We start from the raw sequence: 14,547 nt of genomic DNA on the forward strand, positions 1-14,547 counted from the left end.
AAAACCCCGGAGACCAAACAGGTCTCGAGGGTTTGGTGTGTTTGGTGGCGATGTAGCCTTGTCAGGTCTGGAGGTCACCCACCGCCGCGGACAGGGCTTCGAGCTCGGCGCGCCAGGATACGGGCGGCGTGACCGGACGCACGACGAACTTCGAGAAGCCAACGCCGATGAAGCGCTCGATGAGCTGGCGCAGCGCCGGCAACCCTACCGGCGTGAGCTCGAGGGCGCGGGGGCGCCGGGCCGTCATCACGCGCGCGGTGGCCGGGTCGATGGGCGCGCGGGCGTAGCCGATGCTCACGCCGAAGTGCTCCGGGCTGATCGACCGGCCGGCCCGGGCCGCCGCTTCCTCGATCACCACGCGTCCCGCGGCCGCCTCTTCGGGCGTGCACAGCGACGGCAGCCACCCGTCCGACAATCGCCCGCAGCGTTCGAGGGCGGCGGGTACCGTGCCGCCCAGCCAGACTTCGAGCGGCTGCTGGACCGGTAGCGGCGAGAGCTTGACGTCACGGAAGCTGCCGGTGGGGCCGTCGTGGCTCACCGTCTCGCCCGCCCACAAGCGCCGCAAGATCGGCAGCGCCTCATCGATGAAGGCGCCGCGGCGCTTGGGCTCGACGCCGATGGCCTCGCGCTCCGGGGCGTACGTGAGCCCGGGAACCAGCGTGACCAGCAGCCGGCCCCTGCACAGCACGTCCAGGCTCGCGAGCTGCTTGGCGAGCCGGAGCACGTGGCGTCCCGGCAAGAGCATCGTCGTCCCGAGCTTTACCCGCGGATTGCTCGCCCCCACCCAGGCAAGCCCCACCACGGGATCGACCACGGGACCGGTCAGCACCTCGGAAAGCCAGAGAGAGTCGAACCCCAGCTCGTCGAGTCCCGTCGCGAGCTCGGCCAGCGCCTCGGGCGTCGAGGACGCGCCGGCGGCCCCCACTCCGATGCGGATCTTCATGGAGCGATTCTAGCCCGGATTGACCTTGTCGACACCCTCTGGCAGCATCGGCGCGGAAGGTTCGCCACGCCATGCCACAGTGGTATCTGGAGGTAATGCCTGGGACTGGGTCGTACGTGATCGACGTCCCTCAGGGAGGTAATGAATGAACGTCTCGCTTGCCGGCTCGACGCTCGCGCTGCTCGCGCTCCTGGCCGCTCCCCTGTCGTTGACTCCTGCCGCGGCGCAGACGGACCCCGCGCGGACACCGCTGGCCGCGCCCGTCAAGGTGAAGCAGGGCATGGCGAATGTGCCCGCCCTGTCACCGCTCTGGCTCCTGCCCGAGCAGGCGGCCAAATACAACATCCAGGTCGAGCAGGTGCTCTTCCAGCGTTTCGCGGACGAGCGCACGGCCCTGGCCTCGGGTGATCTCGACATTGCCGCCTTCGGCCCGCAGGACATCACGCTCGGCCTGGGGCAGGGCGCCAAGTCCATGATCGGGGTGGCGGGCATCGGCTCAGGCAACGACTGCCTGCTCGTCCGCAAGGGCGAGGACATCAAGGAGTGGGCGGGTCTCGGCGCCAGGACGATCGGGGTGGGGGCCGGCTCCATCTCGTGGCTCAAGTTCGCGGCGTCGGTCCAGGAGAACGGGCTCGACTACGGCAAGCTCCGCATCATCAACATCGTGGGGGGCGGTGGCAACTATCTCAAGTCCCTCCAGGGCAAGGAGATCGACATGGCCGTGGTCTGGCACCCGTTCTGCGCCCAGGGCATCACGGAGGGCTGGGCGCAGTACCCGACCATCACCCACAACGGCTCGAAGACCGTGGGTGGGCTCATCGCCGTCCTTGCCGTCAACCGGGGGTTCATGGAGAAGCATCGCGAGGCGACGCAGCGGCTGGTGTCCGCCTACGTGGACGTGGTGAAGATCGCCCAGGCCGACCCGCAGCGCTTCGCCAAGATCTACGGGGAGAAGGCCGGGCTGCCCGAGCCCGTCGCCAGCGAGGCCATCCGCTACACTCGCTTCGACGTGTCGCTGCCCCTCGAGTCGATCAAGCGCATCTCCAAGTTTCTCTTCGACAACGGCGTCATCGCCCGCGAGGTCTCGGGCGAAATAGGGCAGTACTACACGTACGAGTTTCTCGCGCGCGCCACCGGGCGCAGTCCCGTCGACCTCGGGCAGAACAAGTAGCGAGGGACCGTCGCGTATGAGCGGCCGGCGCATTCCCTGGTTCCTCATCTTGCCCATCCTGCTGCTCGGCGTGTGGCACCTTGTCGTCGAGCAGCGGTGGGTGACCGAGGGGATCATCCCGGCCCCGGCCCAGGTGCTGGAATCCTGGCGTCGGTGGATCTTCGGCGCGCCGACCAAGTCGCTCTCGCCCTACTCGGGCACCTGGGTCGCCAACGTGCTCTACTCGGGGCGCCGGGTCCTGGAGGGCTTCGCTCTCGCCGCGCTCGTGGCCATTCCCCTCGGCATCTTCGTGGGCTGGAATCGCCTGGTGGCGCGACTGGTGGATCCCTCGATCCAGCTCCTGCGCCCGGTCCCCATCACGGCCTGGCTGCCCTTCGCCATCGCCGTCTTCGGCATCTACGACGCCAGCGCCCTCTTCCTGATCGGGCTGGGGTCCTTCTACCCCATCGTGGTCAACACCGCCCACGGCGTGCGCGATACCGATCTTCTGCTCCTCCGCGCCGCGCGCATGCTGGGGGCGGGCGAGCGGACCGTTCTCCTGAAAGTCGTCCTGCCCTCGGCCCTGCCGTCCATCTTCACGGGCCTGCGCCTCGGCGTCGGGGTGGCGTGGACGGCGGTCATCGTCGCCGAGATGATCGCGGTCAAGTCCGGCCTGGGGTACGTCCTCTGGGACGCGTACTACGTCGGACGGATGGACATCTGCGTGGCCACGATGTTCTCCGTGGGGCTCCTCGGCTTCGTCTCCGATCAGATCATCCTCCGAGCCTCCCAGGTGGCGCTGCGCTGGCGGACGCTCGAGCGGCATGCCTGAGCTCGCGTGGCCGTCGGCCGCGGCGCCCGTGGCCGAGCTGCGCGGCGTCTTCAAGGAGTTCAGCGGACGGTCGGGCCGGCTCGTCGCCCTCGAGGGGATCGATCTCGCCATCGCGCCCAAGGAGTTTGCTGCCGTGCTCGGGCCGTCGGGCTGCGGCAAGTCGACGCTCCTCAACATGGTCGCCGGCTTCGACGGGCCGACCCGCGGCGAGGTGCTGTTTCGCGGGCAGCCCGTGAGCCGCCCGGATCCGCGCCGCAGCGTCGTGTTCCAGGAGGCTGCGCTCTTCCCCTGGTTCACCGTGCTCGACAACATCACCTTTGGCCCCAAGACTTGCGGGGTGGCCGCCGGCGACTACGGCCCGAGGGTCGACGCGCTCCTGGAGCAGGTCGGCCTGCGCGGCTTCGAGCGCCACTACCCGGCCGAGCTCTCGGGCGGCATGAAGCAGCGGGTGGGGATCGCGCGCGTCCTCGTCATGGAGCCCGAGCTCCTGCTCATGGACGAGCCGTTCGGGAGCCTCGACGCGCAGACGCGCTCCGTCATGCAGGAGCTGCTGCTCTCGGTGTGGGAGCGCCATCACCAGGCCGTCCTCTTCATCACCCACGACGTCGAGGAGGCGCTCCTGCTCGCCGATACCGTCTGCGTCATGACGGCGCGGCCGGGACGCATCAAGAAGCGGCTGACCGTGGACTTGCCCCGCCCGCGGCCGCTCGAGGCGACGACCACCCCGCGCTTCAACGAGCTCAAGCGCGAGGTGCTCGGGCTCATCCGTGAGGAGAGCCTCCGGGCGGCCAGCGACGAGCCCCGCTAGCGTCAAGAAAGGCGCGCGATCACCATGGCCCTTCGTCACGTCGCCTCGACCCTCATGCTCGAACGAAGCCGCTGCATTCTCAATCCCTCTCCCCCATCGGGGAAGAGGGCAGGGTGAGGGGGCGGTACGACGAGAGAGTCTCATTCATAGATAGTCCAGGCTACAGAAGGGGAGACCCATGCGCGCCGTTGTCATGCGGAACAAAGCCCTCGCGATCGCCGATGTCTCTGAGCCCGCGCCCGATGCCGGCGAGGTGCTGGTGCGGACGCTCGCGTGTGGGATCTGCGGCTCGGACCTGCACGCCCTCAAGCACGCCGACCGCTTCGTGGAGGCCTCGCGTCGAGCGGGCAACACCTTCGTCATGGATCTCGGGCGTGATGTGGTCATGGGCCACGAGTTCTGCGCTGAGCTCGTGGATTATGGGCCGGACACGCAGAGATCGCTGGCCATGGGCACCCGCGTCTGCTCTCGTCCCGTGCTGATGCGAGCCACGGGACCCCAGACCATCGGCTACTCGAACGACCACCCCGGGGGCTATGGCGAGTACATGCGCCTGTCGGAGGCGCTGCTCCTCCCGGTGCCCCAGGCGCTTCCCACCGAGCACGCCGCCCTCACCGAGCCTCTGGCCGTCGGCCTCCACGCCGTCAACAAGGCGCGTCTCGAGCCGGACGACGCCCCTCTCGTCATTGGCTGCGGCCCCGTCGGCCTCGCCGTCATCGCCGCCCTGCGCCTGGCCGACATCCGGCCGATCGTCGCCGCCGATTTCTCGCCCCGCCGTCGCGAGCTGGCCCTGGCCCTCGGTGCTGACGTGGTCGTCGATCCCGGCGCGCAGACGCCCTGGCAGAGCTGGCGCGAGGCCGCGGTGTGGCGTGATGCCGCGCGGGCCCCCGCGCTCCCGCCGTGGCTGCCCGGCCCACCCCGGCGCCCCGCCGTCGTCTTCGAGTGCGTCGGTGTCCCGGGCGTGCTCGACCAGATCATGGCCGCGGCGCCTCGCCACGCGCGCATCGTGGTGGTGGGCGTCTGCATGGAGCCCGACACGATCTCTCCGATGCTGGGCATCAGCAAGGAGCTCGGCGTGCAGTTTGTCCTCGGCTACACCCAGGACGAGTTCACGGCGACCCTCGGCCACATCGCGGCGGGCCAGATCCCGGTCGCCCCGCTCGTCACGGGGACGGTCGGCCTCGACGGCGTGGCGGGGGCGTTCGCGGAGCTCGCCTCGCCGGAGCGGCACGCCAAGATCATGGTGAAGCCGTAGCAGTTCGCCAATCCGGGATGGCTTCGGATTCCTCGGACATGAGAATCATCGCCCACGTCGACATGGACGCCTTCTACGCCGCGGTGGAGGAGCGGCATCACCCCGAGCTCCGCGGCCGTCCCGTGGTCGTTGGGGCGGATCCGAAAGGCGGAAAGGGGAGAGGCGTGGTCACCGCCGCGAGCTACGCGGCGCGAAAGTACGGCATCCGGTCGGCCCTTCCGATCTCGCGGGCGTGGCGCCTGGCCGAAGCCGCTCGAAGGAGGGGAGAGCCGGAGGCCGTCTTCGTCAGGGGCGATCGGTCGCTCTATCGAGAGGTATCGGGCCGGATCATGTCGATCATCGCCCAGGGCGCCGACGCGTTCGAGGAGGCGAGCATCGACGAGGCGTATGTTGACCTGTCGTCGCTCGGCGGGATGGAGCAGGGTGAAGCCCACGCGCGGGCGCTGAAGGGAGCGATCCTCGAGGGCGAGGGACTGACCTGCTCGATTGGCATCGGGCCGAACAAGCTCGTGGCGAAGATCGCCTCGGACTTCCGGAAGCCTGATGGGTTGACCGTGGTGAGGCCCGACGAGGTCCAGGGCTTCCTGGATGGGCTGGGGATCCGGGTGATCCCGGGGATCGGGCCCAAGTCGGAAGCGGTGCTCCAGGCGAAGGGCCTCCGGACCGTGGCCGAGCTTCGCAGCGTCGAGCTGGCGCAGCTCAGAGAATGGTTCGGGAAGTCGGGCGAGGAGCTGTACCAGAAAGTGCGCGGAAACTCCGACGATCCAGTGTCGAACGAGTGGGAGCGCAAATCGGTAGGCGAGCAGGAGACCTTCGAGGAGGACACCCTCGACTCGGTCTTCATCCTGGGACGCGCCCAGGAACTTGCCGGCGAAGTGTTTCGGCGGTTCGTCGCCGAAGGGCTTCAGGGGTTCCGAACCGTTACGGTGACCGTCCGCTTTACGGGATTTGTGACGGTCAGCCGCTCCCGGACGGGTCAGACGCCCATGTCGAGCGTGGAGCAATTGCAGGCCGAGGTCCGGCAGTTGCTGGAGCCATTCTTCGACGCTCGCGAGAACCCGAAAGGCAAGAAGATCCGCCTCATCGGGGTCCGCGTCGAAAAGTTGCTGCGAACGTCGTAGCCGAAGGCCGGCATAGCGAACTTCTTGTCATGGCCCTTCTCCAAGGACGCAAACGTTGGGGCCCGTGAGATATACACCTCCGTGCGTTTCGCACCACTTCTGCGCGGCCTCTTGACCCGGGCTCCAACGGGTGCAGATCCCGCCCGAGTACGTGCCGCCGGCGCCCTCGCAAATCGCGCCGGTGCTGGCACAGGCCGAGAGCGTCAGTACGATCGTCCCGAGCATCGAGGTCAGAAGACGTGCCGGCCAGACCTTCCGATCCTTTGCCTCTCTCATTACCTCAAAGCTTCAGATACCGGTAGGTTCGGGGCGCTGTCGGACGGGAACTCAATAGTTCCCGGCCAGGGTGAAAGCGTGCCCGCCGGCCGGGCGTTACCCCGGCGGTTATCCGCGGCGACGGCGCGGGGACCCGATCCCCGCCTTGTGGCGCTGGCCGCGCCGCCGCGGCTTCACCCGTCGCCTCGGGCACGACGCGGCAGGCACACATCTATTCTGCCCTAGATCGTCTTTCGTTACGCGATCTCGACCAGCTCCAGCGCTTCGCAGCTCGGCCCCTCGATCATCGTCGCGCGCGTGTCGCCGAGGGCGTACGGCTCCTCGAGGATCCTGACGCCCTCGCCACGCAGCTTGGCGACCCAGGCGTCCAGATCGGCGACGCTGAGCGCGATGTGATCGTACAGCTGCCCGCGGGTACTCACGAGCGGCCGATCGCCCTGACGCACGTACCAGGGCAAGGCCACGTCGCCGAACACGACGGCGGCCGCGGGCGCGCGGAACATTCCCTCCCGGTGGAGGGCGGGCCAGCTTCGATCGGGCCCGCGCGGCACCTTGCAGGTGGCGTCGGTCAGGGGTGTCTCGCTGGTGCGTCCAGCGAACACCGGCGCGTTGAGGTGCTGCTGATACCAGAGCTGCGCGCAGAACGGATCGTCCTGGTACATGTGCACGTGGTTGAAGCGCTCGGCCGGATGGTTGCCGGCGTATTCCACGAGCGCATGGTCGGGACCCTGCATGTAGGCGAAGCCACCCGTGCGGGTCGGCTGCACGCCGTTGGTCTTGGCTAAGGATATCTGGGCCTTCGTCAATCCGGGCGTGCGCCCAGTGCTCGGCCAGGTGTCGCTGCTCACGAGGACGGAACCGCCTTCATCCGTCGTGTAGAGGGGCAAGAGGGTGACGTCCGGTCTGGCCTTGTACCCTTCGAGGCTCGCGCGCGTGTCGGTGACATGCCAGCCGAAGTGCCAGATCGCGGTTTGCGGCGAGGTCGCGGGCGCGGTGGCGATCCGGGTGAAAAGGACGAGGACGTTGTTTGGCGCCGTGAGCGCGGGCAGGCCGCCCCAGCTCGTCTTCGCGGAGGCCGGAAACTGCCGGACGTAGAAGTCGATCGCGGCATCGGGATCGACGGAGTTCAGGTGGAGATGGTGGAAACCCGGAGGGGGAAGCATGGCCTATCCCTCCGCGGGCTCTTGCGTCTCGGCCTTCTGCACGAGGCCCTCCAGCGCTTCGTACGGCTGGGCGCCGACGACGCCGTAGCGACCGACGACGAAGGTCGGCACGCCCGTGACGCCGTACCTGCGCGAGAGCTCCCAGTCCGCGTCGACGGCAGCCTGGAAGGTCCGCTTCTCCAGCACCTCGCGCGCGCCCTCGACCGACAGGCCCACGCCCGCCACGATGTCCAGGAGCACCGCGGGCTGGGAGATGTCGCGCGCCTCCACGAAGTAGGCGCGGAACAGCGCGTCGTGGATGGCCTCGCCGCCCGGCTGCGTGTCCGCCCACTTGCCCAGCTCCTGGGCCAGGCGGCTGTTGTAGGTCATGGTGCGCTCGCCGTACTGCAGACCTTCCGCGTCCATGCGGGCCTTCATCTGTGCGTGCATGGCCTTTCGGTCCATGTTGCGCCCCGCGAACAGGTCGGCCAGCGAGCGGCCTTCCGCCGGGGTGTCCGGGTGCAGCGGGAAATGCACCCACTCGACCTTCACGTTGTGCTCGGCCTTGAGCTTCTCAATACGCACGGTACTGAGATAGCACCAGGGTCAGACGTAGTCGGAGAAGATCTGCATCGTCACTGGCTGGCTCATGACGCCTCCTGTGCTCACGATACCTTGACGAGCTTTTGTAAGCTTCGCAGGCCGGGCGGGATAGGCCCGCGACGCCCCCAGTTCGTGAACGACACCTCGCCCACGTAGATGTCGCCGCGCGAATCGACGGCGAGCCCATGCGGCGAAATGAATTGCCCCCGCTCGAGCCCCGCCGGACGAGTGCCCAGTCGCGCCAGCATCTCGCCCTTCGGGCTGTGGATGCTGATTCGTGGCCCGATGTTCGGCATGTCCTGGTTTACCGCCATGCCGCCGCCGATCTCGCCGACGTAGAAGCGCTGCGGACCACGCTCCATGAACAGGCCCGAGGGGCGGTGCATGTTGTTCCACTGCATCTCGTACTTGCCATGGCCGTCGAACACCTGGACGCGATGGTTCTCGCGGTCGGCCACGTAGACCCAGCCCTCGGCGTCGCAGCAGATGTTGTGCGGGATGTTGAACTGGCCCGGATCGGTGCCGGGCTCGCCCCACGAGAGGAGCGGCGTGCCGTTGGGCGCGAACTTGTGGACCCGCGCGTTGCCGTAGCCGTCGGAGACGTAGAGATCGCCCTGCGGCGACAGCGCCGTGTGGGTGCAGCGGTGAAACGGCTCGCCGCTCATGTAGGGCGTGGGCGCCCCGGGGATGCCGATGGTCAACAGCACCTTGCCGTCGAGCGTGCAGTGCCGGACGGTGTGGTCGCCGTCGTCGGTGAGCCAGAGGGTGTCGTCGGGCGCCACGTGAACGCCGTGGGCGCGGCGAAACACCCCTTCGCCCCAGGAGCGCAGGAAATTACCGTCGGGGTCGAACACGACCATCGGATGCTGGCCCCGATTGAAGGCATACACCCGGTCCTGCGCGTCGATCCCGACCGCGGCCACGTCGGCGTTGAACTCCCGCCCCGGCGGCAGCTTCGCCCAGTCGTCGACGACCTGGTACCGATAGGCGCCCGTGCCCAGGATGACCGGTTTCGCCACGTCAGCCTCCTTTGAGATAGTCCGCGAAATACTCTTCCGGCGAGACCCGGCGGCTCGTCAGACCCAACCGGAAGGCCTCCCCGGCGAACGCCTCGATCTGCGCTCGATTGCGCTCGAATCCGTACGGGTGGAAGTCCTCACCCATCACGGCCGCGGTGTCCTCGAGCTCAGCCTCCAGCCAGGGCGTGGCGTAGGGGAACCCCTTCTGGGCCGAGGTGAAGCAGTCGTTGGCGGCGCTGAAGGCTTCGGTGAGGCTCTTGGCGATCCACGGGTTCGCCTCCCAGGCCTCGCGTCGGATGACGATCAGATGCTGCGGAGGAAACGCGCCGGTCTTGCGAAAGTACTCTTGCTCGACGTGGCGGAAGTCCGGGAACAGGCGGGCGATGGGTCCGCTCTCGGGGTGATAGGCCTGCGGCCGCGGCGGACTGTAGATCGCCTCCAGTTCCCCGGCGACCAGCATGTCCGACAGTGACCTGCCCTTGGCGGGAGCGTTCACGCCGGGGGGCAACGTCTGGTCCATCGGGGCCGACCAGGGCGTGTCGATGTCGCCGATCCACCATTTGATGGCGGACGGGTCCAGACCGACGAAGCGCAGGAAGTGGCGGTACCAGATGGAGCCGCTCGCGCTGTAGCTGTACATGCCGATGCGCCGGCCGGCCAGATCCGCGGGCTGCCGGATCGGCCCCCCTCGACGGACGTACAGGTCTCGCGCCGTGAAGTTACGCAACGGAAACACGGGCAGACCGACATAGCGGTGATCGCCCTTGTCGATGCGGTACAGGTACTGCGCCATGGACCACTCGCCGCCCTGTACCCCTGGGTCCTGCACGGCGCGACGAAGCATCTCGGCGCGCGCGGGCCACGAGCCCCGGCTGCCCAAGATCATCGTCAGGGCGATTCCGTCCGGCTCCACTTCGCCGGTCGCGAGGGGCATGACGCGAGCATAGTCGGCACAGGTGATCGAGATCGGGATCGACATGCGCCTATCGTAGCCCAAGGAGGGGCCATGCGACACACCGGAAGCCCCATCGAAGACCGGAGGCTCGTCGGACCACGCGAGGAACAGATCGCCCGGATCCAGGCGGTCTACTATCATGCCTGGGAAACCCGACAGGAGGAAGACCATGTCACGTCTCTTGGCGACGGCAGCGCTGGCGTTGGCGGTCCTTGGCACGGTGAGCGGGGCTTCGGCCCAGGGGCTGGTCACGATGCAGAAACTGTCTGCGCCGCTCGCGAACGAGCTGGTAGGCGACACGGTCGCAACCTGCGCGCAGAAAGGCTACGCGGTGATGGCCGTCGTCGTCGATCTCGATGGCGTCCGGCAGGCCGTGCTGCGCGGCAACGGGGCGCCCATCCACACGCTCGACAACGCCTTCTTCAAGGCCTACTCGGCGGCCTCCCTCACCCTCGCGCGCAAGGAAGACAGCACGAAAGCCGTCAGGGAGCGGATGAGCAAGAATCCGGTGACCTCGGTGCCGCAGACGCCGCTGCCCAACGTGACGTATGCGGTCGGCGGGGTGACCATCATGGTCGACGGAAGGCGATCGGCGCGATCGGCGTGAGCGGCGCTCCGGGCGGGCTGATCGATGAAGAGTGCGCCCGGACTGCCATCGCCAAGATCCAGGGCCGGATGAAGTAGCCCGTCGTTCGCGCATCCGACTTGCGGGCCGCCTCTGAGGTGTGCGGCGAGGGCTGACGGGCTGTGCCGCTGCCCCGTCGCGGCCGCAGCACCTGCACGTCACCTCACGACAGTCCTCGCGCCTCTCGATAGGCTCCACGTCAGTTTGTTTTACACTCGTCGAGCCCCGCGAATTGTAGCCCTTCGAAGTCATTGTATTTGTGATCGCGACGACAATGGCATGTGTTGTGCCCGAGGATCAATCGATGGTTGTTGCAGGATGCCAATAATCTGGGCGATGAAGGAAGAGAACAAGTGGCCAAGGTATGGATCGTAGTGAGGGCGACTCTTGCGCTCGGTATGAGCGCCGATCTCGTTGCGAGTGCCGTGGATAGGAGCTGGCGTCAGACCGCCTGACGGCGTCTGCCTGCGTCCTCGTCGGCCATGACCAAGAAGACGCTCCTCGTCGTAGCCCCGAGTCTTCCAGACTTCGACCGCCACGCCGGATCGCGGCGCCTCTATTCCTGGCTCCGAATCCTCGCCGCCGAATACAACGTCTCCTTCTATACGCTTCAGCGCCGCATCGACAAAGATTCGAGGCGCTACGCTGATGCCTTGCGCGAGCTAGGAGTCGAGATTCACGCGGCACAACATACTACGACCCTAGCGCAATTGGCCGGACGAATCGATCACGGTGTGCTCTTCGAGTTCTTTCACACGGCCGAACGTCTCCTTCCGTATCTGCGGCTCCTCCGTCCGGATCTACCGATGGTCGTATCTTGCGCGGATGTCCACCATGTTCGAGAATCTCGCGCCGTCGCCTATGCCGATCACCCGATCATGGCACGGGCGAGGGCCTGGCGAACGCGGAGGCGAGAGGTCGGCGTGTACGGGCGCGCTGACTTGGTGCTGGCTCTGACGGAGGACGATCGGCGTGCGCTCCAGCAAGCCGTGCCGGGGGCAGTGACCGCCGTGCTACCGTGCACGTACCCCGTTGCGCGTGACGTGCCTGGCTTCGTGCAGCGGAGTCCCCGTTCCGTTCTCTTCGTCGGAGGTTTTCGGCACTCGCCCAACGTCGACGCGATGCTTTTCTTTTGCCGACAGATACTGCCACTGGTGCGGCGATCGCTTCCGGACGTCACCGTGACGATAGTCGGCGATGCGCCGCCCAAGGAAGTCATTGCACTTTCGTCAGCACAGGTGAGGGTAACCGGATGGGTCCCGCGTGTCGAGCCGTACCTGGCCTCGCACTGCCTCTCGATCGCCCCTCTGCGCTTCGGTGCAGGACTGAAGGGTAAGATCGTGGAGGCGATGGGGGCTGGTTTGCCAGTAGTGACCACCTCCGTGGGTGCGGAGGGGATGGAGCTTGTTCATGGCGGTACCGCACTCATCGCCGATTCCGCCGAGACGTTCGCGGATTCCATCGTGCGGCTCTGCACCGATCAGGACCTACATGCCCGACTGAGTCGAAGTAGCCTCGAGCACGCCCGGGCGCGATGGGACCCGAGCGTAGTTACCGCGAGGCTCCTCGAGATCATGGCACGCGCGCCGACGCTCAGGCGCAAGAGTCTAGGGGCGATGGACGGGCTTCTCGTCAGGGGTCGGATGAGATATGAGTTTAGTGGAATACCCACCAGGGTCGAGCGCTTGTCATCTCTCCTTCGCTGGTACTGCGCTCGTCTGCGGACGATAAGCTCGGCGCCGGACTGGGTAAGGCGCTCACATGCTCGACCCGAGGCGGGACAGCCCCTCTTTGCCTACGGCCGTGTCCGCGCGCTCGAGGATGAAGGCGCCAGCGAGCGCTGATCTGGCGCCGAGTTGGAAGCGTTTAGCTTGCACACCCATGGCGAGGTGTGCGAGCGTTGCTCCATGCGCCGAGGGGCAGACTACCTCGCGAGCCTGCGCGACGGGCGCGCCGTCTTCCTCGACGGCGAGCGTGTCGACGACGTGACGAAGCACCCGGCCTTTGCCGAGTCGGCCCGGCGCATCGCCGAGCGCTATGACGCGGCCGGCGAGGCCCTCGACGTCACCACGTGCGTCGATCCCGTCCGGGGCGGGCGGATCGGCGCGATGTGGCTGATCCCGCGCTCGGCGGAAGATCTCGGGCGCCGGCGGGCCGTCCACCGGTTCTGGGCCGAGGGCTCGTACGGGCTCATGGGGCGGACGCCGGATCACGTCGCCTCGGTGCTCACCGCCTTCGCGGGCTGGCGTCAGCTCTTCGACCGGGGCGGCCGGCAATTCGGCGATAACGTGGTCCGCTTCTACGAAAAGGCGCGTGACGAGGACCTGTACCTCACCTACGCCATCGTGCCGCCCCAGATCGACCGGTCCACCCCGGCCCACAAGCATCCCGAGCCGTTCCTCCACCCGGGGGTCGTCCGGGAAACAGACGCGGGCATCGTGATCCGCGGCGCCCATTCGATCGCCACCTCCGTGACCATGGCCGACTGGCTCTACGTGAGCTACATCACGCCGCTCGCTCCCGGCGATGTCGACTACGCGATCTCGCTCGTCGTGCCCGTGAACGCGGAAGGGCTCCGGCTCCTCCCGCGCCGGCCCTACGCGACGCTGGCCACGAGCGTCTACGACTATCCGCTCTCGTCGCGCTTCGACGAGGTGGACACCACCGTCGTCTTCGACGACGTGCTCGTGCCCTGGGAGCAGGTCTTCGTGTATCGCAACGTGGAGCTGGTGACCGCCCAGTTCCACGAATCGCCCGCGCACGTGACCGCGAACTTCCAGTCGCTGGTGCGCTTCGGGGTAAAGCTCGAGCTGCTGGCCGGCCTCGCCATGAAGCTCGTCGAGGTCGGGCGCGGCGAGGGTGACGCCAACACCCAGGCGACCCTCGGCGGCGAGATCGCCACCTTCTGCGCCGCCTTCGACGCGCTGGTGAAGGCCGCCGAGGGCTTCCCATTGGTCAGCGAGGGCTACGCGCGGCCGCATCCGCAGTACATCTACGCGGGGATGAGCCTCCAGCGCCGGCTCATCGTGGACCTGTACCGGACGGTGCGGGAGCTCGCGGGCGGCGCCTTCCAGCACCTGCCCTCGTCGGAGGCGAGCTTCCTGTCGCCGGAAACCCGCGCTCACACCGAGCGCTACTACCAGTCCACCGCGGCGGGCGCCCGCGACCGCGTGAAGCTCCTCAAGCTGATCTGGGACTTCATCGGCACCGAATACGGGGGCCGCCAGCTCCAGTACGAGATGTTCTACTCGGCGGCCCAGCCCGTGGTGAACCGCCGCATGTTCCGCTCCTACGACTGGGCCTCCGCCAAGGCCATGGTCGACCGCCTCCTCTCGGAGTATTGACAGGCCGGGGCGTTAGCCGGGACTATTCATGATCGCGCGTACCGCATTCGAGCCTCCCCCTCACCCTACCCCTCTCCCCCCTTCGGGGGCGAGGGATCAAAATGACTGACGATGTAAGATCGGCGCGACGCGGAGAGACCATGGACCTCGAGCCGAGCGACAAGGTGGTGCTGGTCACCGGAGCCGGACAAGGTCTTGGACGGATCCTCGGTGTGAATTGATCTTGTCGGTTCTGGGGGGGAGCGGCGCCGCTCCCTTGAGTTCACTCGCCTCGTGACTGGCGGGGCCCAGCCCACCGAAGCCCCTCGGCTCGCCCTGCCCCCAGACCCCCCACCGCATTGACACCGGGGAGGCCGGTCGAATACCCTCGGCGCGAGTTGGCCCCACTGTCTTTCCGATCGAGTCGAACAGGACACGCATGAGGCGTCCACCGCTGGTCGTGGTGTTCGTGGGTCTGTTCGTCATCGCCCTTGG

General features: G+C 67.5%; 13 protein-coding genes. 8 read left to right on the forward strand and 5 right to left on the reverse strand.

Translation table 11 applies throughout. The features are described 5' to 3' along the window. Window positions 1-61: 61 nt before the first annotated feature. A complete protein-coding gene (locus tag VGT00_17545) occupies window positions 62-943 on the reverse strand; it encodes an LLM class flavin-dependent oxidoreductase (GenBank protein HEV8533230.1) in 882 nt (293 codons plus the stop codon). A gap of 145 nt (window positions 944-1,088) precedes the next feature. Here VGT00_17545 and VGT00_17550 point away from each other — a divergent pair, with 145 nt between their 5' ends. From VGT00_17550 to dinB, 5 genes are all read left to right on the forward strand, one after another. Then, window positions 1,089-2,114 carry an ABC transporter substrate-binding protein gene (locus tag VGT00_17550; protein HEV8533231.1) on the forward strand — a complete coding sequence of 342 codons (1,026 nt, stop codon included), beginning with the start codon at window positions 1,089-1,091 and terminating at the stop codon, window positions 2,112-2,114. A 16-nt stretch (window positions 2,115-2,130) separates the two neighbouring features. Continuing rightward, complete coding sequence (locus VGT00_17555) at window positions 2,131-2,925, forward strand: ABC transporter permease (protein HEV8533232.1); 795 nt, start codon at window positions 2,131-2,133, stop codon at window positions 2,923-2,925. Then, window positions 2,918-3,733, forward strand: a complete 816-nt coding sequence (locus VGT00_17560; GenBank protein ID HEV8533233.1) for an ABC transporter ATP-binding protein — start codon at window positions 2,918-2,920, stop codon at window positions 3,731-3,733. The genes VGT00_17555 and VGT00_17560 overlap by 8 nt, the downstream gene beginning before the upstream one ends. A 178-nt stretch (window positions 3,734-3,911) precedes the next feature. Next, the gene (locus VGT00_17565; protein ID HEV8533234.1) at window positions 3,912-4,988 is read left to right on the forward strand and encodes a zinc-binding dehydrogenase; all 1,077 of its coding nucleotides are present in this window, start codon (window positions 3,912-3,914) and stop codon (window positions 4,986-4,988) included. Between the two features lie 38 nt (window positions 4,989-5,026). Then, window positions 5,027-6,109, forward strand: a complete 1,083-nt coding sequence (gene dinB / locus VGT00_17570; GenBank protein HEV8533235.1) for a DNA polymerase IV — start codon at window positions 5,027-5,029, stop codon at window positions 6,107-6,109. A gap of 512 nt (window positions 6,110-6,621) precedes the next feature. Here dinB and VGT00_17575 read toward each other — a convergent pair. The 4 genes from VGT00_17575 to VGT00_17590 are packed head-to-tail and all read right to left on the reverse strand — an operon-like array spanning window position 6,622 to window position 10,128. Beyond that, window positions 6,622-7,548, reverse strand: a complete 927-nt coding sequence (locus VGT00_17575) for a VOC family protein (protein HEV8533236.1) — start codon at window positions 7,546-7,548, stop codon at window positions 6,622-6,624. Between the two features lie 3 nt (window positions 7,549-7,551). Next, window positions 7,552-8,178, reverse strand: coding sequence for a DsbA family oxidoreductase (locus VGT00_17580; GenBank protein ID HEV8533237.1), 627 nt, complete (start codon window positions 8,176-8,178; stop codon window positions 7,552-7,554). A 14-nt stretch (window positions 8,179-8,192) separates the two neighbouring features. Then, the gene (locus VGT00_17585; GenBank protein HEV8533238.1) at window positions 8,193-9,149 is read right to left on the reverse strand and encodes a peptidyl-alpha-hydroxyglycine alpha-amidating lyase family protein; all 957 of its coding nucleotides are present in this window, start codon (window positions 9,147-9,149) and stop codon (window positions 8,193-8,195) included. Between the two features lies 1 nt (window position 9,150). After that, a complete protein-coding gene (locus VGT00_17590; protein HEV8533239.1) occupies window positions 9,151-10,128 on the reverse strand; it encodes a hypothetical protein in 978 nt (325 codons plus the stop codon). Window positions 10,129-10,273: 145 nt separating this feature from the next. Between VGT00_17590 and VGT00_17595 the strand changes: the two genes are divergently transcribed. The 3 genes from VGT00_17595 to VGT00_17605 all read left to right on the forward strand — a co-directional run bounded on the left by VGT00_17595 (window position 10,274) and on the right by VGT00_17605 (window position 14,073). Next, entirely contained in the window at window positions 10,274-10,711 is a 438-nt protein-coding gene (locus VGT00_17595) for a heme-binding protein (protein ID HEV8533240.1), read from the forward strand. Window positions 10,712-11,211: 500 nt separating this feature from the next. Continuing rightward, window positions 11,212-12,573, forward strand: a complete 1,362-nt coding sequence (locus VGT00_17600; protein ID HEV8533241.1) for a glycosyltransferase family 4 protein — start codon at window positions 11,212-11,214, stop codon at window positions 12,571-12,573. 63 nt (window positions 12,574-12,636) lie between these two features. After that, on the forward strand, window positions 12,637-14,073 hold the full coding sequence (locus tag VGT00_17605) for a 4-hydroxyphenylacetate 3-hydroxylase N-terminal domain-containing protein (protein ID HEV8533242.1): 1,437 nt from the start codon (window positions 12,637-12,639) through the stop codon (window positions 14,071-14,073). Window positions 14,074-14,547: the final 474 nt, after the last annotated feature.

The sequence above is a fragment of the Candidatus Methylomirabilota bacterium genome, from assembly GCA_036002485.1.
Classification (GTDB): Bacteria; Methylomirabilota; Methylomirabilia; order Rokubacteriales; family CSP1-6; genus AR37.